Source organism: Paenibacillus alkalitolerans, from assembly GCF_016482785.1.
Classification (GTDB): Bacteria; Bacillota; Bacilli; order Paenibacillales; family YIM-B00363; genus Paenibacillus_AE; species Paenibacillus_AE alkalitolerans.
Window position 1 is genome coordinate 69,133 of record NZ_JAEMXM010000002.1, and the last position, 22,996, is coordinate 92,128.

The following is a 22,996-nucleotide window of genomic DNA, read 5'->3' on the forward strand; positions in this document are numbered from 1 at the left end:
CATTGAGAAGCGAATTACTTCTTTATGGATGTTAATTTCGCTTGCGTAAATAAAAGGAGATAATCATAACCGCCCGCTTTGGAATCTGTCCCGGACATGTTGAATCCGCCGAATGGATGAACCCCGACAAGAGCTCCTGTACACTTGCGGTTAATGTATAAATTTCCGCAGTGCATGGTTTCCAGAGCAACATTTATGCGCTCTTCATTCACGGAGAAGAAGGCGCCTGTCAGTCCAAACTCCGTATCATTGTACATGTCAATGGCTTCTTTCCAATCCTTTGCCTTCGCTAAAGCAAGAACGGGTCCAAAGATTTCTTCCTGCATAATCCGCGCTTTGCCGTCTACATCTGCAAAGACGGTAGGCTGAATGTAATACCCGTTTCCTTCGGCTTTATCTCCTCCGGCAATTAAGCGCCCTTCCCTTTTTCCAATCTCAATGTATTCCAGTATTTTCTCATACGCATTCTTATCCGATACAGGACCTACCGCATAATTTTGTTCCGGTAAGCCGATTTCGAGCCGGCGAGTAAGTTCCGCTACTTTGCTTACCATTTCGTCATAGACCGATTCAACGATAATCGCACGGGAACCGGCAGAGCACTTTTGTCCCTGGAAGCCGAAGGCAGAGGCGACAATCGCTGAGGCGGCAGCATCGAGATCCGCTGTTTCGTCAACGACAATCCCGTCTTTTCCTCCCATTTCCGCAATAACGCGCTTAATCCAGATCTGACCTTCCGCCGTTTCTGAAGCCAACCGGTTGATTCTTAATCCGACTTCCTTGGAACCCGTAAAGCTGATGAAACGGGATTTCGGATGTGCAGTTAAGTAATCTCCTATTTCCGCTCCGCTTCCCGGAATATATTGAATGACTCCCGCCGGAAGACCCGCCTCCTCCATAAGCTCAACAAATCGATAAGCAATGACCGGAGTGATGGAAGAAGGTTTCAATAATACGGTATTTCCGGAAACGACAGCAGCCGTGACCATCCCTACGCAAATCGCCAACGGGAAATTCCAAGGCGGAATAACAATGCCGACGCCGAGCGGGATGTAAGTTAATTTATTGTCTTCGCCGGCAAGTTTGACTAGCGGTCGATGTTCATTCGTTTCACTCAACCGGATCATTTCACGTGCATAGAATTCCATGAAATCGATGGCTTCCGCTGTATCTGCGTCCGCTTCAGCCCAGTTCTTCCCCGCTTCATACACCATCAATGCAGAGAACTCATGCTTGCGCCCGCGCATCAATGCAGCTGCCTTAAGTAAATATGCCGCCCGTTCTTGGGCAGGTACCTTCTTCCATGTTTCGAAGGTTTGTAATGCCGCTTGCATCGCACGTTCCGCCAACTCTTGCGAAGCTTTGCTTACACGGCCGATGACTTGATTCACTTCCCCAGGATTGATGGAAACGATTTTCTCATCGGTCATAACTTTATCGGAACCGATATGAAGGGGAATATCCCGCCCTAGTTCCTTTTTCACTTTATCTAATGCGGCTAGCATCGCTTGCTTGTTTTCTTCCTTAGAAAAATCAGTAAACGGTTCGTTTGAAAATGGGGCAATTTTCATAAAAGCGGTCATCTTCCTTCACTCCTCGTTTTTTATCTCAATACATTTTTAAGTACAAACCAAACATTGGCAGGACGTTCAGCCAAGCGTCTCATGAAGTACCCAAACCAGTCCACACCAAACGGAACATAAACCCTTACTTTATATCCTTCTTCCACCAAACGCTTCTGAAGATCGACACATATGCCGTATAGCATTTGGAACTCAAACTGATCCTTGGAAATCCGGTGATCCTTGACAATGCCCTTGGTGTACATAATCACGTTCTCATCATGACTGGCAATTGCTGTATAATTTCCATTGAGCAGATGCATTATTATGTTCTTTTTATAATTTTCATCAACATCCGCTTTCTCCGGGAAGGCGACCTCCGGGGACTCTTTGTATGCTCCTTTAACTAAACGAATATTGGCATGATCTTCATTGAGATCCATAATATCTTGTTCGGAACGATACAAATAAGCCTGGATGACTACTCCGACATTGTCGTACTTCTTGCGCAGCTCGCGGTAGATGTCAAGGGTGATTTGACAATGCGCGAAATCTTCCATGTCAATACGAACAAAGTTTCCATGACTTTTGGCCCGGTCTAAAATTCGGCACATATTCGTCATGCACAACTCCTTGCTGATATCCAAACCGAGTGAAGTCATCTTTAACGAAAGATTTGAATTCACTCCCCCTTCGGCGATCGCATCAAGCGTTTGAATACACATGTCGGCCGATTCATTTGCTTCCTCCGGGGTAAACACAAACTCGCCCAGGTGATCCAGGGTCGCCGCTCTTCCCTCTTTATTCAATTCACGTACGGCTTTAATCGCTTGTTCGATGGATTCTCCAGCAACGAAACGACCCGCGCCAAATTTGAGGCCATATTTTTTCGCCCACCGGTTGGCGTAACGATTTTTCCCCAATGCCTGAAACATATTTCTCATCAATACTTCCATCTCATTCACTCACCCCTACCCTACAAGAAATCCGTCTTGAAAAGGATCATCTTTTTCAATAATAAATTGGTGCATTCCAGTTACCCATGCAGATCCTGAAATTTCCGGAATGACACCCGGATATTCCCCTACGCTTGTTACAGAAAGGCATCGTCCGATAAAGGAAGAATCAATGATGCTTTCGTGGACAAAGTTCTCACCAATGCTTAACTTGCCCTGCTGATGCAATAATGCCATCTTCGCACAGGTCCCCGTTCCGCATGGAGAACGGTCCACTTGCCCATTGCCAAAAACAACCGCGTTCCGGTAATGGACTCCGGGTGTTGCCGAAGGAATACTAAATTCTATCAAATCGATCTTATGAATCTCGGGTATCAACGGATGTTCATAATAGAGTTGCTCATTTGCTGCCTTTTTGATCGACATGCCCAGTGAAACCAACTTTTGCTGTTCCTGCGGGACCAGCCTGAGATGAAACGGACGGGCATCCACAATCCCAAAAATACTCCCGCCAAAAGCGATATCCAACGTGACTGTTCCGATCCCTTCTACTTCGATCTCGGCATTTTGCTTAAAGACAAAGGATGGAACATTCGTAAATGTTACTTGTTTTACGCAATGGCTATCCATCTCCACTCGGCATTCAATGACTCCCGCCGGAGTATCGAGGCGAATGATCGGTTTGGGCTCGACGATGCCAAGATTGATGGCGGTCGTCACGGTTCCAATCGTTCCATGTCCGCACATATTGAGATATCCCTTAGAGTCCATAAAAATGACGCCTAGATCACAATCTTCTATACATGGATCCGTTATGACGGCCCCGAACATATCCTTATGGCCGCGCGGTTCATTCATCAACAGCTTTCTCAGCCAATCAAGACGAGTTTCCATATGGTTCTTTTTTTCCATCATCGATTTGCCCAAAATCCGAGGAGCGCCTCCCGTGACAATCCGGGTCGGTTCTCCCATCGTATGAGAATCCACCGTTTGTATATAGCGGGAAAACTGAAGCATGGCAGACCTCCTAATTCGATAACCCTCGTTTTTTACTGATCATCTTCGTGAATTCCACAGATAAAAGAAGAAATACGGATATGACGATTAGAATCGATGCGATCGCCGCCAAGGTAGGGTCTATCTCTAAACGGATCCCTTCCCACATCTTCACTGGCAACGTTTTGCTGAACGTATCTGACACAAAGATGGAGATGATTAACTCATCGAAAGAAGCAACGAAAGCAAACAATCCTCCGGATATCAAGGAAGGGGCGATGATCGGCACCGTCGTCATCATAAAAGCTTTCATTGGATGAGCTCCCAAACTTATGGCAGCTTGCTCAATTCGGATGTCAAAACTGCGTAAGGCGCCCAGCACGGTTGTGATGACATAGGGAGTAGCTACAATTGAATGGGCGATCACGATGCCCGCAAAAGAACCCTGCAAATTGACCCGGATAAACAGGTTATAGACAGCCACGGCGATAATAATTAAAGGAACAATCATAGGCGTCAGCAGCAAGTAGTAAAACAAGGTGTTAAGCTTAGACTTCCCCCTGGCCAAGGATAACGCAGCCATGGTCCCCAGTATGACGGAAATAATCATGGTGGACACGCCCACTTTGATACTGAAGTAAAAGGCATCCATCCATTGGGAATCAAGTAAGAAGGATCTGTACCATTGTAAGGAAAATCCAGGCGGAGGAAACTCCATGTACCGGGATGAGCTAAAGGAAATCGGAATGACAATAAATGTCGGGAGCATAAGAAACAGCAGTACCATACTAGCAAAAACATAAACACATATTGTCCCTGCATTCCTCTTCTTCATCTTCCCCCTCCTTTCATGAACCGAATGAGATTTTATCGATCCCGACGAAACGATTGAACAAATACAACAGGATCAAGACAACAAGCAAGAGAACAAGGGCAATCGCGGAACCGAAGCCCCAATTGAGCTGCTCTCCGATTTGTTGGGCAATGAGCTGAGAAATCATCGTATCCTTGCTGCCACCCAATAAAGCGGGGGTGACATAATATCCGATACTGATAATGAATACAAGAATCGAACCGGCGGCAATCCCGGGAATGGATAAGGGAAAGAAAACGCGGGCAAAGGCTTGAACCGGCGGCGCTCCTAAACTCTGGGCTGCTTTCACTAAGTCCATGTCGATATTTTTCATGATGCTGTACAACGGCAAAATCATAAAAGGCAATAAAACATGGGAAAGACCGACCAACACCCCTGTTGTATTATGAACAAGCTTTAATGGCTCATGAATAAGTCCTAAGTACATCAGCGTCTTATTCACAACCCCCTCCTTTTGCAAAATAACAATCCATGCATAGGTTCGGACCAGGAAGCTGGTCCAGAAAGGAAGGAGCACGCATATGAGCAGGAGATTCTGCCATTTGTTCGGAACGGATGCGATCATATAAGCCACCGGATATCCCAAGAGAAGGGTAATCAAGGTAACCTGCAAGCCTATTCTGATGGTGTTCCAAAGCACTTGCAGATAAGCCGGCTCCTGAAAAAAACGAAGATAATGTTTCAAGGTAAATTCAGGGTCAAGAAAGCTGTTTAGAATCACCTTAGCCAATGGGAACATCAGAAAAACAAGAATAAAAATGATAGAAGGCCAGATCAACAGGTTGACTATGGGAATCCTGCGGTTTAGTTTCAATTAAAGCCTCCTTTACAGTCCAAAGGAATGTAGGAAGATGCGAGGAAGGCCCCGCATCTGTCTACTTTAAAAGCCATTCCTGGAATTGATCGTTTACCTGCGCAAAATTCTCGTACCACCAATCAATATCAAGCATGATTTGCTTCTCTAAGTTTTCCGGATACGTAGGTAGCGATTTGGCATATTCTGCATCCATATGCTCAAAGGCCTTCTTATTGGTAGGTCCGTACGGAATCTCCGAGAGCAAATCAGCCTGCGGTTTCGCTTGGGAAGCATAGTTAATAAATTCCATTGCGGTTTCTTTGTTTGGCGCTCCTTTGGGCACTACCCAGGATTCAGCATCGAGAATTCCCTGTTCGTATGAATATTCAAGCGGCTGACCTTTGTTGGCTGCACCTGCAATTCGACCGTTCCACGCCGCCGCCAAGATGACTTCGTTGTCGGCAAGCAGCTGAACCGGCTGAGCACCTTGATCCCACCAAACAATTTGATCTTTTATTTGATCCAGCTTCTTAAAGGCCCGCTCAACATCTAACGGATAGAGCTGTTTCGGATCTACTCCATCAGCCAATAAGGCAATTTCTAAAGTTGTGATCGGAGACTTGTACAATGCGCGGCTTCCCGGGAATTTCTGCGTATCAAATAAATCGCTCCAATTCGCAGGAACATTTCCTTCTTTGAAGTTATCCTTGTTATAGGAAAGGACTGTCGAATAGTAGTCGATATCCACTGCATACTCCCTGGCTGCCGTTTCAAGCAAATCGTCCTTTTTCACCACATTATAGTCAATGGGTTCCAGGAGTCCTTGCGCCACAAGTTTCGGGATATCCTGACCTAATACATCCACCGCATCCCATTGCACATTTCCATTATCAATCATGGCTTTTAACTTCCCAATATTTACCGGACTGTCTTCTGCAAGTTTGACACCCGTATCTTTCATGAAAGGCTCAAACATCGCTTTTTTCTGGGCAGCTTGATAATCCCCTCCCCAACTGACCACAACGAGCTTCTTTTCAACTGACGTTTTCGCCCCCTCCGTCTTTTCCCCACTTTCAACTGCAGGAGCTGCCGTGTTGCTTCCACAAGCGACTGCGGTCATGAGCAATGCAACGCTTGCGAGTCCACTTATCATGGTTTTGACGAAATTTTTCATTCCGAACCCTCCCTATTTATTTAATAAAATGCCTTCGTTCACTTCCCAACCGACAACCAATTCCTGCCCCTCGCTTACAAATGGAATTTCTTTGTGACTAAGCTTGATTTTCAACTCTCCGCCTTTTTCCGTAATCAGCTTGCAGCGGCATGACTCACCTATATAGACAATCTCATGGACTTTTCCGCGCCACCTCGTATCTATAGCATGTTGCGGGGAGACAATGGAAATCGTTTCCGGACGAATCGCAAAGGTAACTTTTGTCAGATCCTTATCTGCCGACACGGCATGAAAAATCTCGCCTGTCATGGTTTTAATTGCAGCGATTCCATGATCCCAGCCAACCACTTGTCCATGAATGAGATTCGTTTCTCCTATAAATTCAGCCACAAACTGATTATCCGGATGTTCGTAAATTTGTCTCGGGGTGCCAATTTGTTCTACTTTCCCTTCATTGATAATGCAAATTCGGTCCGACATGGTAAGAGCTTCTTCCTGATCATGGGTGACCGAGATTGTGGTTATTTTCAACTTTTCCTGAAGCTTCTTTATTTCCATTTGCATTTGCAATCGCAGCTGCTTATCTAATGCCCCTAACGGTTCGTCCAGCAATAGAACGGGCGGGTCAAATACAACGGCTCGCGCCAACGCAACGCGTTGTCGCTGACCTCCGCTCAATTGGGCAGGATAGCGATTCTCATAAGCCTTTAATTGAACCAGCTCCAGCGCCTCATCCACCTTTTTTTTCATCGCAGCTTTTGGCACCTTTCTCATCCGTAATGGAAAGGCAATATTCTCTCGAACCGTCATATGAGGAAACAAAGCATAATTTTGGAATACCATTCCGATATTACGCTTGTGAGGAGGAGCATTGGTAACATCCTCAGAGCCGATGTAAACACTTCCATTAGTTGGCGTTTCAAAGCCGGAAATCAATTTTAGGAGCGTTGTTTTCCCGGAGCCGCTTGGCCCTAAGATGGTGAAAAACTCCCCGTTTCTAATTTCCACGGAAGTTGGCATTAAAGCGCTGAAATTTCCATACTGCTTCATCACTTTCTCTACTGCGACATCGAGTGACATTTCATCACCTCCAAGCTGGGTTTATTTATTCTCTTAATAATAGTTCACAAATTCTTAATAATCATTGTGCGAAACAGATGAGATTCTGTATGAATGTTTGTGTATGAACAACAAAAGAGACAATCCCTTCTTGGAATTGTCCTACATTCATTCACTTATTATGCTACTTATAATTTAATAACAGCAGATCGATATGCAGCATCACCCGCTGGTCCATGTCCTCAAAACTAATCGATGTCAACTCCGTGATTTTCTTGATTCTATAATTCAGTGTATTCGGATGGATATGAAGGGCTGCGGCCGTTTCTTTTATTTTGCAATGGTTCACCAAATACATGTGAAGGGTATGAAGAAGCTCTGCATTGTTTTCTTGATCATGCTTCCTGAGCCTTTCGATATCCGGGTTCAGATACCCGTCTTCTTTATTTTTTTCATAGATGACGGGAAGAAGTCTGTAAACGCTTAATTTTGTATACATCCTTGGAATTGTTAACGAACTCTTGTGAATAGATTTGGACAGATTGATGACTTCTAAAGCTTCGGCAAAACTGTTTTTTGCGTTGATCAGTTGATCATACTCTTTCCCAATTCCCACGTGAATATGTTTTTCCAGGGAGGAATCCAGCTTTTTCGATATATTTTCAACCAATTCCAACGCCAATTTCGTCGAAGACCCTTCTATGAGGGAAGGGCTTCCGACGAATACGATCAACAGCCGGTCCTTTTCGATCAAATATGTGGTTTTCCCGGTGTAAATACAATAAATTTTAATGATGTTACGCAGTCGGTCGGGATCCACTTGGTCAGGATAGTAAAAGATTACTACAGAAAAAAGCGATGGGATGTTCAGACCCGCTAAGTCTGCCTCCATCCTTAATAACCGTTCATTGTTATATTGCCCCTGCAAGATCTTTAGGAGAAGATGATCCTTTGTAACGGTTTTTGATTTTCGCTCCAAACTCTTTTGGATAATAATTTTTGCAGCTGTATGAACGACTTGCTTTAAAAAGGAAAAATCATCTTTTGTTAGATTGCGGTTCGTTTCCTGCACCCAGATATGACCTAATATAACCCCCTGGTCTTCGATCCGTGTTGCTACTCGTTGGGAAAGGCCTACCTCTTCTATCTCCGGAATACGTACAGGTTCTCTAGTTGATTCTATCTGATTCACATAACCTTTTTGGACAAGGTTGTCTACAATGTAACAAGGTACACGTTTTCCGAGAATCGTTTCCCTGCGAGCGACGTCAAAATCCATATGATTGGAACTATAAGCAATCAATTCAAAATCATGAGCCTCAATGGTAACGGGATTTCCTAATTTATCGCTAATAAATTCAACTAAATCATGGAGATCGGAAATATCTGAATATATATAAGGACCTTGTTCTGATGGATTTGGCAACATGTCAGATTGCCCCCTTGTGAACACACTTATAGCTTTCCTTTCACTCCATAAAAGAAATAGACCTCCCTTGTAAAGGCTTACAGTCTATTAGTGAAGCCATTCTTAGTGCCTGCCGCACTTAAAAATCATTATATCATAGTGCATATTTCGACGATGATATATTAAATAAATTAATCAATTTGTAAATTATTCCATAAGCATAGTCAATTTTCCGCTATATCTCACGAGCCAACTCTTTATAAATGTCCGCCATTTCTTCCAGCTTCATCCGGACGAGGCCGCTCGACGACGGGCCGACGAATTCCCGCACGCCCGGCACCGTCTCATCCGGCTGGAACCCCCATTGTCTGCCCCTGTTGCCCGAGAATTGCTCGTATACACCTTTTCCTACAAAACAAACGATCTTCGGACGGTAATGCTCCAGCTTCCGCAGCAGCACTTTGCGGCCTTCGGCGTATTCTTCCTTCGTAATTTCCTCCGCAGTCCGCGTCGGCCTCGGTACAATATTCGTGAAACCGTAACCGAGCTCAAGCAGCTCGTCGCCTTCGTGAGACGCATACAATCTCGGCGTTATGCCGGCAAGATGTATCATCTTCCAAAATCGGTTGCTCGGGTTCGCATAATGATGGCCGGTCCGGCTCGAGCGGATGCTCGGATTGTAACCTACGAACAAAATGCGCAGCTCTTTCAGTATATGATCGGGGATCGGCTGCAGCGGCTCGGAGGACACGGGCGGTTCCGAAGACTCCGGCGACCCGGTCCGCTCCAACTTCCCGGGTTGCCGGCTGTCGTTCACGTCCTTGTTATCGCTTCTCTGGTACATATCGATCATTCGTCATCCTCTTCCCTTGCCGCCGTCCTCTTCCGCGACCGGAGCTCTTCCATGATGCGTTTGCCCGTGGGTGTCGTTGCAAGTCCGCTTTTCGCGGTCTCGCGGTGCTTCTCCGGCATCGCGCTGCCCACCTCGTACATGACTCCGATCACCTCGTCCGACGGGATGACGCTGCGGACGCCGGCCAGCGCCATGTCCGCCGCGGCAAGCGCGTTGACCGCGCCGAGACCGTTGCGGATAATGCACGGGATTTCGACCAATCCGCCTACCGGGTCGCAAATTAATCCGAGCGTATTCTTAAGCGCCAATCCGACCGCGTGCGCCGCCTGCGCCGGCGTGCCGCCGCGAAGCTCGACGAGCGCGCCTGCCGCCATGCCGATCGCCGAGCCCACTTCGGCTTGACAGCCGCCTTCCGCCCCGGAAATGAACGAATTGTTGGCGATGACGTAACCGATCGCGCCGGCAGCGAACAAACCGTCCGCCAGCGTATCGTCCTCCCAGCCGAACCTCTCTTGAGAGCTTACGAACACGCCGGGGATGATGCCGCAGCTGCCCGCCGTGGGCGTAGCCACGATGCGGCCCATGGACGCGTTCACTTCCGATACGGCCAAGGCATACGCCATCGCGGTCGCGGACCAGTTTCCGGAGGACGGTTGTTCCCGGGACATCCACTGCATGACGCGCTGAGCGTCCCCGCCGGTATATCCGCTTCGCGACGTCGTATCCTCCGTCAGGCCGCGCCGCACCGCCTCTTTCATCACGCGGTAATACTGAAGCATCGTCTCGCGCTCCGCTTCCGGCGCCCGTCCCGATTCCGACGCTTGGTCTTGGACCATCAGCTCGGAAATACGCAGCCCTTCCCGCTCGCAAATATCCGTCAACTCACGCAACGTGCGAAATCTCATTGTGCTCCCTCCCGCTCCACCGCTTCCACCGACTCATCCCAACGGATCACGCGCACTTCCCGGATACGGGCGGCCGCTTGCAGCTCACGTTCGGCCGCACGAGGCACGTCACCGTCGATTTCGATCACCGTCATCGCTTCCCCGCTTCTGCTTTTCCGGTCGACGTCCATATATCCGATATTAATGCCGTGCACGCTTAAAATCCGGGTGACGTCCGCGATCACGCCAGGGCGGTCCTCATGCCTCAACACGATAACCGGCAGCTCAGCCCCGAATTCGACGTCGAATCCGTCGACGGATAAGATGCGTATGTTCCCGCCGCCTATCGATGCGCCGACCGTCTCGACCGAGCCGTTCGGCCCTGTTGCGGCGATCTTCGCCGTATTCGGATGGGGCGGATTTCCTTTCCCGATTCGAAACTCAACCTCCATGCCGTGCTCCTCCGCAACCCTAAGCGCGTCTTTTATCCGGTCGTCGTCGGTAGCCATTCCCAGCAAACCGCCTACTATCGCCAAATCCGTCCCGTGCCCTTCATACGTCTCCGCGAACGAACCGTACAGCGTAATCACTGCGCGGGAAGGCGTTCCCCCGAGCAGCAGGCGTGCCGCAAGACCGATTCGCGCCGCTCCCGCCGTATGCGAGCTGGACGGTCCGACCATAGCCGGTCCGATGATCGAGAACACATTTTTAAACCTCATCCTGTTCCACCTCGTATCGCTTCACAATGCAAGACCTCTTATTTCCATCATACATCGGGTCATTCGAAACGTGTCAATGTCTGGTATTTTATCATAGTGTGGATTAACGGGAACATTTTTAACGGCGATAATTTATGTTCTTGACAGTTGCGCGAATTGGCGGATAATAGTAAAGTGTGAAAAACATACTATAAGCGAATGAGGGTATAGGGAGAGATTGCCGTCACGAAGCAAGCTGCAGGCAACGCCGAAGGAGTAAGCCCGTCTCAGGGTGAATCTCTCAGGCAAAAGGACCTTTACCGGACGCGACTCTGGAGAGCATTCGCCGCTTGCGTAAAGCAAACGCGGATCACCAAAGGAGAAACTTGCGGCGAGCGCATTATGTTTGCCGGCAAGGTAACTCTCAGGTAAAAGGGACAGAGCTAAGGGGATGTATTGGGATCAATACGTGCTTTTAGCTGTGTCTCTTTTTTTGTATGGCAGCAACGATTTCGAGAGGAGAATGGATTACGATGCCGGATTTGAAACGGACCGCCCTCCACCCTGTGTACTCTGAATACGGAGCGAAGACGATCGATTTCGGAGGATGGGAGCTCCCGGTGCAGTTCGAAGGAATTTTGAAGGAGCACGAAACGGTTCGGGAACGGGCCGGGTTGTTCGACGTTTCCCACATGGGTGAAGTGATGATCGAAGGACCGGATGCGAAAATGTTCCTGCAGCGGCTCACCACGAACGATGTGACGAAGCTCGCGCCCGGCGCGGCGCAATATTCGTTGATGTGCTACCCCGACGGCGGCACTGTGGACGATCTGCTTGTCTACATGCTCGGTGAAAACCGCTACATGGCGGTAATCAACGCCGGCAATATCGACAAAGACGTCGAATGGATGCAAAAGCATGCCGAAGGCGAAGTTACAGTAACGGACGTGTCCGATGCCACTGCGCTGTTGGCGCTGCAAGGACCTCATTCGCCGGACATTTTGAGTAAGGCTGCAGATGCGGACGTGCGCGGCTTGGCTCCGTTCCGGTTTGTCGAAGGAGTTGCGGTTGCAGGCGTGAAGGCGCTTGTCTCCCGTACCGGTTATACCGGGGAAGACGGGTTTGAGCTGTATGTTTCGTCAGAAGACGCGGCAGCGCTGTGGCGGGCGCTGCTCGAAGCCGGCGGGGAGTACGGGTTATCGCCCGCAGGACTCGGCGCTCGCGATACGCTTCGATTTGAAGCGAGGCTGCCGCTGTACGGACAAGAGCTGTCCGCCGACATTTCCCCGCTGGAAGCCGGGCTCGGCATGTTCGTAAAGCTGGACAAGGGCGATTTTATCGGCCGGGAAGCTCTCGCCGCGCAGAAGGAACAAGGCGTGCCGCGAAAGCTCGTCGGCATCGAGATGATCGACCGCGGCATCCCGCGGTCCCACTATAAAGTTTACGCGCCGGACGGTACGGCGATCGGCGAAGTGACGACCGGCACGCAGTCGCCTACGCTGAAGACGAACCTCGGTCTCGCGTTGATAGACAGCCGGCATGCCGCTCTCGACAACGAAGTTCTTGTCGATATCCGCGGCAAACAGCTTCGCGCGAAGATCGTGAAGGCGCCTTTCTACAGGAGAAGCAAGGGCAATGCTTAATATATCGCGGGAGGAATTGCTAAACCATGGCTAATGCGCAATTTAAGCACCGTTATATTCCGATGACGGAACAAGACGAGAAGGAAATGCTGCAAGCCGTCGGCGTCGGTTCGATCGACGAGCTGTTTGCCGACATACCGGCTTCGGTTCGTTATCAAGGCCGATTGAACGTATCCGAGGCGCTGAACGAAGGGGCTCTGCTGCGGCATATGCGCACGCTCGCGGGCAAGAACGCGGATTCGGATTCGCATGTGAGCTTTCTCGGAGCGGGATTGTACGACCACCATATCCCTGTTGTCATCAATCACATCGTCTCGCGCTCGGAGTTTTATACTGCGTATACGCCGTACCAGCCGGAAATTTCGCAGGGCGAGCTGCAGGCCATATTCGAATTCCAGTCGTATATTTGCGAGCTGACCGGGATGGCCGTGGCCAACGCCAGCATGTACGACGGCGCGACCGCGTTCGCGGAAGCCGGCGCGCTCGCATACGGCGCGACGAAGCGGAAGCGCTTGGTCGTGTCGCGCGCGGTGCATCCGGAAGCGCGGGCCGTGCTTGCCGTGACGGCGAAGGGGCTTGGGCTTGAGATCGCCGAGGCCGCCGTTGCCGAAGGAGTAACCGATTTGGCGCAATTGAACAACGCCATTGATGAAAACACCGCCGCCGTCATGGTGCAGTACCCGAACTTCTTCGGGAGCGTGGAAGATTTGGCGGCGTTGGCGGCCGCGGCGCACGGCGCGGGCGCGCTCTTGATCGTGAGCGCGAACCCGCTCGCGCTCGGGCTGTTGGAAGCGCCGGGCAAGCTCGGCGCGGATATCGTCGTCGGCGACGCGCAGCCGCTCGGGATTTCCCCCGCGTTCGGCGGACCGACGTGCGGGTATTTCGCCGTGAGCGAAGCGCACATGCGGCGCATTCCCGGCCGGCTCGTCGGACAGACGGTCGATCGCGACGGTAAGCGCGGCTTCGTGCTGACGCTGCAGGCGCGCGAGCAGCACATCCGCCGGGAGAAAGCGACGTCCAACATTTGCTCGAACCAAGCGCTGCTCGCTCTATGCGCATCCGTATACTTGTCCGTTATGGGGCGTCAAGGACTGAAGGACATCGCCAGCTTGAACCTGCAGAAATCGCACTATGCCGCTCGACGTCTTGCGCAAGTGCCGGGCGTGACGATTGCTTTTTCCGCGCCGTTTTTCAATGAATTCGTAATTAAGATGCCCGATGGCTTGAAGGACGTACAAGCTTTGAACATAGAACTGCTGAAACACGGCATCATAGGCGGCTACGATTTAGGCCGCGAATATCCGGAGCTGTCGGGACATATGCTTGTCGCCGTCACCGAGCAACGGACCAAAGAGGAAATCGACGCGTTGGCGTCGCGATTGGAGGCTGTACGCGCATGAGTGTAGACAATCCTATATTCACTGCAAGTGTCGATCATGAAAATACGCAAGCATCCCGCTCCCCGGAACCGAAGCATGAGCAGGCGCTTATTTTCGAATTAAGCCGTCCGGGTCGGGTCGCGTATTCGCTGCCTGCATGCGACGTTCCCGAGACGGAAGCGTCGGAGCTTATTCCTGCTTCGATGCTGCGTTCGGAGGAAGCGGCGCTTCCGGAAGTGTTTGAAGTGGACGTCATTCGCCATTATACGTCGCTCTCCCGCCGCAACTTCGGCATCGACAACGGCTTCTACCCGCTCGGCTCGTGCACGATGAAATACAATCCGAAAATCAATGAAGACGTGGCGCGTTACGCCGGCTTTGCGAAAATTCATCCGTACCAGCCGGAGGAGTCGGTCCAAGGAGCGTTGGAGCTTCTCTATACGCTTCAGGACGATTTGGCCGCCGTCACCGGAATGGATAAAGTGACGCTTCAACCCGCTGCCGGCGCTCACGGAGAGTTCACCGGTTTGATGATGATCGGCGCATACCACGAAAGCCGCGGCGAGAAGCGCACGAAAGTCATCGTTCCCGATTCTTCCCACGGCACGAACCCGGCCAGCGCTACCGTCGCGGGCTTCGAGACGGTAACGATTCCTTCGAACGAACGGGGGCTCGTAGACTTGGATGCGCTCCGCGCCGCGGTCGGACCGGATACCGCGGCACTGATGCTTACAAATCCGAACACGCTCGGCCTCTTCGAGGAGCAAATCGGAGAAATCGCGCGCATTATACATGAAGCCGGCGGATTACTCTACTATGACGGTGCGAATTCGAACGCCATTCTCGGCATTGCCCGCCCGGGCGACATGGGCTTCGACGTCGTTCATCTTAATCTTCATAAGACTATGAGCACGCCACATGGCGGAGGCGGACCCGGCGCGGGTCCGGTCGGCGTGAAACAGCGTCTGATCCCGTTCCTGCCGAAGCCGCTGGTGGAACGGCGCGAGGACGGAACGTTCTACCTGGAATACGACAACCCGACTTCGATCGGACGCGTGAAAGGCTATTACGGTAACTTCGGCATTCTCGTGCGCGCGTACGCGTACATCCGCACGCTCGGACCGGACGGGCTGCGCCGCGTGTCGGAATGCGCGGTGCTAAACGCGAACTACTTGCTTCGCAGATTGGCGCCTCACTTCGATGTGCCGTTCGACCGCATCTGCAAGCACGAGTTCGTGCTTTCCGGCAAACCGTTGAAGCAGTACGGCGGCGTTCGCACACTGGACGTAGCGAAGCGGCTGCTCGATTTCGGCTATCATCCGCCGACCATATACTTTCCGCTTAACGTCGAGGAATGCATCATGATCGAGCCGACGGAGACGGAAAGCAAAGAAACGCTCGACGCGTTCGCGGATACGCTCATTCGCATCGTCGAAGAAGCAAAGGCGAATCCGGAGCTCGTGAAGAACGCCCCGTATACGACACAGGTTCGCCGCCTCGACGAAGCGACGGCCGCCCGGAAGCCGGTGCTGAACTGCGCTTGCGGCTCTTGCGTAGTGTAAGCCCGCACTCGGTGACGACTAACGATCAATTTTGCCGCTAATAACGTCCACAGCTAATGTGCCGTAACGAACAACGGTCCGCAGTGCCGTTAATAAGGTCTATATGCGCTGTTTCCACGCTAAAAACCTTTATTAACGATCTTGCGGACCGTTATTTTCCCTTATTTACCTAATTAATTCCAATGTAACCGTCACCATTGCCGTTAAATCGGGTAACTGCCGTGAACATCGTCTTTGCCGTTAATTCGCGTAACCGCTGTGGAACTTTCCTATGCTAATCCGCCGTCATTGCCGACTCACTCTGCTTCGGAGACAACCGTATACCGCTCGCCGATATGCTGCGGATGCTCGATTTCGTCGACAATCGCAATCGCGTAATCGGCATAGCTTACGTAGCTGTCTCCCTTGGCGTTTACAATTACGTTGTCTTTTCCTTTTTGATAAGCGCCGGTTCTCTTTCCTTCCGGGTTAAAAAACGCAGCCGGGCTGACAAAAGTCCATTTGATATCGTTCGTGCTTTGTAAATCTTCAAGATTTTTGCCTTGATTAAACGCAGTAGCGTAGTACTCCTTTGGGAATTGGGGCGTATCCATCAAGCGGCTCGTTTTTGCTTCGTCAACGAACAGGCTGCCCGCGCCGCCGACAACGATCAATCTCGATGCAGGAGCTCCTTTCATCGCTTCAATCAACACTCTCCCCGCTTCCACGTGCAGCTGTTCTTGCCCCGGTGCGGCGCCGAACGCATTGATGACGGCGTCAAATCCTTGAATATCTTGTGCGGACAGATCAAATATGTCTTTTTCTATAACTGCGACATTGTTATCATCGATTTTCGATGCATCTCTTACGATTGCCGTTACATCGTGTCCCCGGCTGACGGCTTCCTTTAGAATAGCTTTACCCGCTTTTCCGCTTGCCCCGATAATTCCAATTTTCATGTTCATTTACCTTCCTTCTCTAATTGTTTGTTTAACTCGTCTTGAATCATTTGTTCAAAATTTTCTTCGCTCGCAATTCCTTGAACAACCTTATCCCCAATTACAAAAGTAGGGACCGCGGCAATATTCGCTTCGTGATAAGCGTGATGCAGCGCTTGCTTATGGACTTCTTTATACTTTCTTGACTCTAAGTCTGATTTGAAATCCTTTTGATCCAGCCCTACTTCACCGGCAAGCCCGGCAAGGACGTCTATGTTCCCAATATTTTGTTCTTCCTGAAAGAATGCGTCAAACAGCCTGGAATTATATTCATTTCCCCTCCCATGCTCTTTCGCGTATTGATATCCTTCGAAAGCAAGATGCGTGTAAGGGTGGGGCGACACATTAGGCAGCCTCATGTTGACCCCCCATCTTTCGGCATAAGGGATTATTGTTGATTCCCATATGTTTCGTTTGGACGGATCGTTTACAGGATCGAGCGGTTCGGCTGGAAACGGCCGCAATTCGAACGGCATCCATTCCACTTCGACATCTTTTCCTCGAATCGCCTGTTCCAAGGGAGCTTTGCCTAAGTAACAAAAGGGGCAAACGTAATCGGAATAAACCTTGATTTTTAACGTCAACCTTCCTTTTCCCTCCATTCTTAAGTGTTCAAACATGTAACAAAATTAGTTACATGTTGTCTAAATTTTTTTCTTTTCTACCGTTCTTTATTGGCAATCTCGTACACCACTTGCTGCATCGTTACTTTTCCCAGCACATCCTCCATAGCTTGTTGTGCCGCGGAAAACAAAGGAACGATCGCGGCGTGAATGTTTCGTCCTACCAGACAATCGGGGTTTGGGGCTCCGTGTATCGTAAACAGTTCGTCTTGTTCAACCGCGCTCACAGCCTTGTAAATATCCAGCAGCGTAATGTCGGACACGTCCCGCGAAAGCTTTGCTCCCGCAACTCCCGGACGAACCTGGACTAGCCCCGCTTTATTAAGCATGCCCATAATCCGGCGAATCACGACAGGATTCGTATTTACGCTGCCTGCAATGAAATCGGAAGTGTTAACGCCTGTTTTGTTCACTTCCAGCAAGGACAATATATGAATCGCAACGGCAAAACGACTGCTGATCCCCACCTCGATATCCCCCTCATGATATAAAAACCGATATCTAATACTAGCCTCATTGTTGTAACCGCGCGAGTTACATGTAACTATAATAGTTTCATATGAGTCGTTTGTCAACCCAAATCCCCCGCTACGCCAGGCAATCAGGCAGCTTGTTCGATTGGCGCTTAACGGTCAATATAGGCTGTCAGAGTTTTAACGCTGTAAGCGAAAAAACTTCGGTTGCACGGTCCCGAAAGCCGATTTCAGACGCTGTAAGCGAAAAAACATGCCCATGGTCTCGCTTCTCCTTTCCGATAACAATTGCTGGCGCCGACCTCCATATGAGGTGTCTCGCTTATTATTATTTTCGGATCGCCGGTGTAAATCAAGAAAGGCTATATATCCGGACAAAAAATCGACCCTCGAAGGCGGCAAAATCACGGTCCGTGAGGGTCGGTTTTATATTTCTTAAGCGTATTCCGTAACGAGCGGGCTGACGCTCACCGCGCAAACCTTAAATCCGGGCATTTTGCAGGTCGGATCCAGCGCGTCATGCGTTATTTTGTTGACGTTCTGGGTATCGCCCCAATGCATGGGCACGAATACCGTGTCCTCGCGGATGTCGGCGCTGTACCGGCAGCGCACGTAGATGACGCCTCGTCTCGATTCAAGCTTTACCAGCGTTGCATCTTCAATGCGGTATTTTTTGGCTGTCTTCGGATGAATCTCCACGAACGATTCCACGTCGCGAGCGGCCAATGAATGGCTTCTTCTCGTCTGCACACCGGTTAAGTAATGTGTCAGCACGCGGCCGGTTGTCAGGTACAGCGGATACTCCGCGCTAACCTGCTCCTTCGGCAGATGATTGTCGACGGGGGTCAACAGCGCTTTGCCGCCGGGCAGCGGAAACGAAGTTTCAAACAGGCGCTTCGCGCCGGGATGATCCGGCTCCGGACAAGGCCAATAGACGCCTTCCTCCATCCGCAACCGATCATAGGTGATGCCGTAGTAATCCGCAATGCCGCCGCGGCTTGCCAATCGGAGCTCGTTAAATATGTCTTCGACGCCGGTATATTTGAAATAACCGCCTCTGCCCAGCCTGTCGGCCAACTCGCTCAGAATAAGCCAGTCATCCTTTGTTTCGCCCGGCGCGGGACAGGCGGCTTCCCTAAGCAGCACTCGGCCTTCCAGATTCGTAAGCGTCCCTGTGTTCTCGAGGTATGCCGTTACCGGCAAAATCAAATCGGCAAGCTGCGCCGTCTCCGACATCAAGAAATCGGCAACGACGAGGAAATCGAGCTTCTTCAGCCCTTCTTCGATGAGATTCGCATTCGGATTGGAAACGAGCGGATTGGAGCCCATAACGAACAAGGAACGAATTTCCTGCTCGTACACCTTCACCATCATCTCATATGCGGAAACCCCTTTGCCCGGCAGCTCGCCCGGATCAATGCCCCACACGCTTGCGACATAAGCGCGGTCCTCGGGATTCTCGATCAGTCGGTAGCCGGGAAGCTGATCGGCCTTCTGGCCGTGCTCTCTGCCGCCCTGGCCGTTCCCTTGACCGGTTACGGCACCGTAGCCGCAGCCCGGCTTGCCGATTTTCCCCGTAAGCAGAACGAGGTTCAAGAAGTTGCGAACCGACATGTGGCCGTCGGTCTGCTGCTCCACGCCCCGCGCCGTGAATACCATGCCCGTCGCCGCTTTGCCGTAAGCCAGCGCCGCTTTGCGGATCAGCTCGCCGGATATTCCGGTCAGCTCGGCGATCTCCTGCATATCGAGCGAGTCCAAGTGAGCTTTCAATTCGGTGAAGCCTGCGGTGCGCTGCTGAACGAAATTTTGGTCGATTAGGCCTTCCTCAAGCAATACCTTGAGCATCCCGTTAACAAGCGTCGCATCCATACCCGGCTTCACTCTTAAGTGTAAGTCCGCGATCCGGGTCGTTCCGGTTTCCCTCGGATCGATCGCAATAATATAGGCGCCCTTTTCCTTCGCTCTCGTAAAATAAGGCATAAGCGTAGGCTGGCACTCCGCGATATTCGTACCTGCCAGAATGATGCAGCCGGCAAGCTCAATATCCGACAGCTGATTCGTCAGTCCGCGGTCGATGCCGAACACCTTGACGCCAGCCGAAGCCGCCGCCGACATGCAAAACCTGCCGTTATAATCGATGTACTTCGTCTGCAGCGCGACACGGGCGAACTTGCCCAGCAAATAGGCGGATTCATTCGTCAGCGAACCGCCGCCGTATAAACCGATCGCATGGTTTCCGTACGTTCTGCGATGCTCGGTGAATTTGTTGACGATGATCTCGTACGCTTCTTCCCACGATATGCGGATAAACGCGCCGTCCTTCTTGACCATCGGGTGCAGGATGCGCTCCCCGGTCAGAACGTGCTGGTAAGCGTTCATGCCTTTGATGCAGAGGCGCCCTTCCGAAGCGAGATTCGGCGCCGGTACGACGGTGTACGCCGGACGGCCTCCGGCGGAATCCCTCTCTTCGATCACCTGCATCTTGCATTGCACACTGCAGAAGGGGCACTGCGTATCCATTATGGTTTGAATATCCCGCTGCTCTTTCTCCAATAATTTGCTCATAAGCCAGTCACCTTATCAAGGCAGCCGCAGGCTGCGAATTTTGTTGCCGCTGTCCGGAAAACCGCTGCTCCAGCGCCATTCTCGCGATCAACTCCGAGCGATACGGGAGATCGAACAGCCGTTCCCGCAGCTGCGTAATGCCGATGCGTTCGACCCATTGCCCCGTCGTCTCGCTGTAATTCGCTTCTTCGCGGTACCACTGGAGGAAGGCCGCCGCCAGCTCCAACGCCTTCTCATCCGTCGGCTCCGTACACAGCAGCTCTCCTTGCCGAAGCTTTATTCTTCCGCAGCCGCCTACGTATATTTCCCAGCCGCCCGGCGCGCCGACGATCCCGACATCCTTGACAAGCGTCCCTGCGCGGTGCAGAGGGCTCGCAGAGACGGCGACGCTGACGGCGGCCGGCATTTGCAGGCGCTCCAATCTCCGCTCAAGACTCGCGCCCAAACGGACGGAATCCTGCAGAGCGCTGCGGTCGTACCCGATGCCTTCGCAAGTGGCGACCGAGGCGATCGTTCTACCGTAAGCCTCAGCTGCAGCTGAATCCGCATTCACCGCCTCCGGCTGTCCGAGCTCCGCGCTGACGGTGTTCACAAGCTCCGCGTTGACGCCCAGAAGATCAAGATGCGCGCCGCCGGTAAGCTTAACCAAAGGGATGCTATATTTATCGATCACATCCGCGATCCGGCGCAGCTGCTCGGCGCTCGTAACGCCGCCGTACATGCGGGGCGAGACGGCGAACGTGCCGTCGGCGAGCAAGCTCACCGATGAAGCTGCCGGTGCGGCAGCCGCTTGAGCGCCAGACGCGGCTTCCGCCGCGCTTCGCGCCTGGCCGACATAATACGTCAAGGCCGGACGGCATACCGCGCAGCCATCCGCCTTGCTCCAGCCCAGAGCACTCATCGCCTCGCCCGCCGTGGCGTAGCCGCCGGCGCGCACCGCGGCGCGAAGCTCGTCATGGCTGCAGGCCGTACAGCCGCACACCGTCTCTTTCGGCGCCGCCGGCGCATCCTTGCTCTGAAGCGCCAGCTGCAGCATCGCGGCCACGAGCGGCTTGCAGCCGCCGCACGTACTCGACGCCCGCGTGCAAGCGCGCACGTCTTCGACCGTCTCGCAGCCGCTTGAAGCGACCGCGTCCATAATCGCGCCTTTCGTAACGCCGTTGCAGGAACACACGGTTGCATTCGGAGAAAGCGATGCCGCGTACGATTCATCCGCTCCGCCGCCCGGCGCCGCCTCTTCCTCCAGCACGGAAACATCCTGTTGCTGCTTGATATAACCAAGCAGCTTGTTGCCCTCGCTGGTATCGCCGTACAACACGGCGCCGACGATTTTGTTGTCGCGAATGGAAATCTTCTTATACTTGTTATGGATGCCGTCGTACACTTTCAGAGATGTCGCAATTTCCGAATCGCGAATTTCTCCGGCCGAGAACACCTCTACGCCGGATACTTTCAATTGCGAATACAGGGTCGAGCCTTGATAACCTTCGGTTTCGACGCCGCAAATTTTGTTCGCCAGCACTTTACCCTGTTCGTATAACGGCGCCACCAGACCGTACACCATGCCGCGATGCTCCGCGCACTCCCCGACCGCATAAACCCCGGGCACGCTCGTCTCCAAGAAATCGTTAACGACAATGGCACGGTTGACCTCTATGCCGCTGTCCGCAGCCAGCTTGACGTTCGGGCGCACGCCGACAGCAATGACGACCAAATCGGCTTCCAGCTTGCTTCCGTCTTTGAACAGGAGCCCTTCCGCCCGCTTCTTGCCGATAATTTTCTCCGTATGTTTTTCGAGCAAAAACCGCATGCCCTGCTTTTCCAAATCCCTTCGCAGCATGCTCGCTGCCGTAGGGTCCAGCTGCCGCTCCATCAAGTAATCGAAAATATGCACCACATGAACTTCCATGCCCAGATTCAGTAAACCGCGCGCCGCCTCCAAGCCGAGCAGCCCGCCGCCGATGACGGCGGCTTTCTTATACGATTTGGACGCTTCCAGCAATGTGTTGCAATCGTTAATATTCCGGAATGCCGTCACTCCCGGCTTATCGGCTCCGGGCAGCGGGAGCATGAACGGCAATGAGCCTGTGGCGAGGATGAGTTTATCGTATTTGACGGCAAGCCCCTTTTCGCTTATGACCTTGCGCTCCGCCGTGTCGATGCCGACAACCGGATCGCCTGCATGCAGGGTAATGTTATTGTCTTTGTACCACTGCCAGTCATTAATCGTAATGTCATTCACAGCCGTATCGCCCTGCAGCACCTTCGACAGCATGATCCGGTTATAGTTCGGGTGCGGTTCCGCGCCAAATATCGTTATCTCGAACCGGTCCGGATCAATCGCCAAAATCTCTTCCACACAGCGCACTCCGGCCATACCGTTCCCTATTAAGACAAGCTTTTGTTTCCCCATGTATGCTCGACCCCCCTCTGCCAATTATTTAGTTATCGCGGACAACCTGCGGTTGCCTTGTTCCCATGCTGAAGTTCCGTCCTGCCGCCGATGCCTATCCG

At 51.7% G+C, this 22,996-nt stretch carries 19 protein-coding genes and 1 riboswitch; of the genes, 3 read left to right on the plus strand and 16 right to left on the minus strand.

The features are described from left to right. Positions 1-14 precede the first annotated feature (14 nt). The 11 genes from pruA to sdaAB form a co-directional block, all read right to left on the minus strand. Positions 15-1,583 (minus strand): L-glutamate gamma-semialdehyde dehydrogenase, encoded by a 1,569-nt coding sequence (pruA, locus tag JET16_RS04060; RefSeq protein WP_233531065.1) that lies wholly within the window; start codon positions 1,581-1,583, stop codon positions 15-17. Positions 1,584-1,603: 20 nt separating this feature from the next. Beyond that, positions 1,604-2,518 carry a proline dehydrogenase family protein gene (locus JET16_RS04065; RefSeq protein WP_199614362.1) on the minus strand — a complete coding sequence of 305 codons (915 nt, stop codon included), beginning with the start codon at positions 2,516-2,518 and terminating at the stop codon, positions 1,604-1,606. 15 nt (positions 2,519-2,533) lie between these two features. Continuing rightward, a complete protein-coding gene (locus tag JET16_RS04070) occupies positions 2,534-3,535 on the minus strand; it encodes a proline racemase family protein (RefSeq protein ID WP_199614363.1) in 1,002 nt (333 codons plus the stop codon). A gap of 10 nt (positions 3,536-3,545) precedes the next feature. Next, a complete protein-coding gene (locus JET16_RS04075) occupies positions 3,546-4,349 on the minus strand; it encodes an ABC transporter permease (RefSeq protein WP_199614364.1) in 804 nt (267 codons plus the stop codon). Positions 4,350-4,362: 13 nt separating this feature from the next. Further along, on the minus strand, positions 4,363-5,202 hold the full coding sequence (locus tag JET16_RS04080) for an ABC transporter permease (RefSeq protein WP_199614365.1): 840 nt from the start codon (positions 5,200-5,202) through the stop codon (positions 4,363-4,365). Between the two features lie 61 nt (positions 5,203-5,263). Further along, positions 5,264-6,358 (minus strand): ABC transporter substrate-binding protein, encoded by a 1,095-nt coding sequence (locus JET16_RS04085; RefSeq protein WP_199614366.1) that lies wholly within the window; start codon positions 6,356-6,358, stop codon positions 5,264-5,266. 12 nt (positions 6,359-6,370) lie between these two features. Then, a complete protein-coding gene (locus JET16_RS04090) occupies positions 6,371-7,438 on the minus strand; it encodes an ABC transporter ATP-binding protein (protein WP_199614367.1) in 1,068 nt (355 codons plus the stop codon). 163 nt (positions 7,439-7,601) lie between these two features. After that, complete coding sequence (locus JET16_RS04095) at positions 7,602-8,846, minus strand: PucR family transcriptional regulator (RefSeq protein WP_199614368.1); 1,245 nt, start codon at positions 8,844-8,846, stop codon at positions 7,602-7,604. A gap of 214 nt (positions 8,847-9,060) precedes the next feature. Beyond that, positions 9,061-9,561, minus strand: coding sequence for a mismatch-specific DNA-glycosylase (locus JET16_RS04100; protein WP_199614999.1), 501 nt, complete (start codon positions 9,559-9,561; stop codon positions 9,061-9,063). Between the two features lie 113 nt (positions 9,562-9,674). Beyond that, entirely contained in the window at positions 9,675-10,583 is a 909-nt protein-coding gene (sdaAA, locus tag JET16_RS04105) for an L-serine ammonia-lyase, iron-sulfur-dependent, subunit alpha (RefSeq protein ID WP_199614369.1), read from the minus strand. After that, positions 10,580-11,281: an L-serine ammonia-lyase, iron-sulfur-dependent subunit beta gene (sdaAB, locus tag JET16_RS04110; RefSeq protein WP_199614370.1), complete on the minus strand. Its 702-nt coding sequence runs from the start codon at positions 11,279-11,281 to the stop codon at positions 10,580-10,582. Before sdaAB ends, sdaAA begins: the two co-directional genes overlap by 4 nt. A 198-nt stretch (positions 11,282-11,479) precedes the next feature. After that, a riboswitch (glycine riboswitch) is annotated at positions 11,480-11,587 on the plus strand. Between the two features lie 206 nt (positions 11,588-11,793). Between sdaAB and gcvT the strand changes: the two genes are divergently transcribed. From gcvT to gcvPB, 3 genes are read left to right on the plus strand one after another with little or no spacing between them, the layout of a single operon-like run. Beyond that, positions 11,794-12,903, plus strand: coding sequence for a glycine cleavage system aminomethyltransferase GcvT (gene gcvT / locus JET16_RS04115; RefSeq protein WP_199614371.1), 1,110 nt, complete (start codon positions 11,794-11,796; stop codon positions 12,901-12,903). A gap of 26 nt (positions 12,904-12,929) precedes the next feature. Beyond that, complete coding sequence (gene gcvPA, locus JET16_RS04120) at positions 12,930-14,303, plus strand: aminomethyl-transferring glycine dehydrogenase subunit GcvPA (protein WP_199614372.1); 1,374 nt, start codon at positions 12,930-12,932, stop codon at positions 14,301-14,303. Next, positions 14,300-15,844, plus strand: a complete 1,545-nt coding sequence (gene gcvPB / locus JET16_RS04125) for an aminomethyl-transferring glycine dehydrogenase subunit GcvPB (RefSeq protein ID WP_199614373.1) — start codon at positions 14,300-14,302, stop codon at positions 15,842-15,844. The genes gcvPA and gcvPB overlap by 4 nt, the downstream gene beginning before the upstream one ends. A 296-nt stretch (positions 15,845-16,140) precedes the next feature. Here gcvPB and JET16_RS04130 read toward each other — a convergent pair whose 3' ends face one another. The 5 genes from JET16_RS04130 to nirB all read right to left on the minus strand — a co-directional run bounded on the left by JET16_RS04130 (position 16,141) and on the right by nirB (position 22,895). Then, complete coding sequence (locus JET16_RS04130; RefSeq protein WP_199615000.1) at positions 16,141-16,782, minus strand: NAD(P)-dependent oxidoreductase; 642 nt, start codon at positions 16,780-16,782, stop codon at positions 16,141-16,143. A 2-nt stretch (positions 16,783-16,784) separates the two neighbouring features. Beyond that, the gene (locus JET16_RS04135; RefSeq protein ID WP_199614374.1) at positions 16,785-17,405 is read right to left on the minus strand and encodes a DsbA family oxidoreductase; all 621 of its coding nucleotides are present in this window, start codon (positions 17,403-17,405) and stop codon (positions 16,785-16,787) included. Between the two features lie 77 nt (positions 17,406-17,482). Continuing rightward, on the minus strand, positions 17,483-17,911 hold the full coding sequence (locus JET16_RS04140) for an Rrf2 family transcriptional regulator (RefSeq protein WP_199614375.1): 429 nt from the start codon (positions 17,909-17,911) through the stop codon (positions 17,483-17,485). A gap of 441 nt (positions 17,912-18,352) precedes the next feature. Then, a complete protein-coding gene (gene nasC / locus JET16_RS04145; RefSeq protein ID WP_233531066.1) occupies positions 18,353-20,482 on the minus strand; it encodes an assimilatory nitrate reductase catalytic subunit NasC in 2,130 nt (709 codons plus the stop codon). Between the two features lie 7 nt (positions 20,483-20,489). Next, positions 20,490-22,895, minus strand: coding sequence for a nitrite reductase large subunit NirB (gene nirB / locus JET16_RS04150; protein WP_199614376.1), 2,406 nt, complete (start codon positions 22,893-22,895; stop codon positions 20,490-20,492). Between the last annotated feature and the right edge of the window lie 101 nt (positions 22,896-22,996).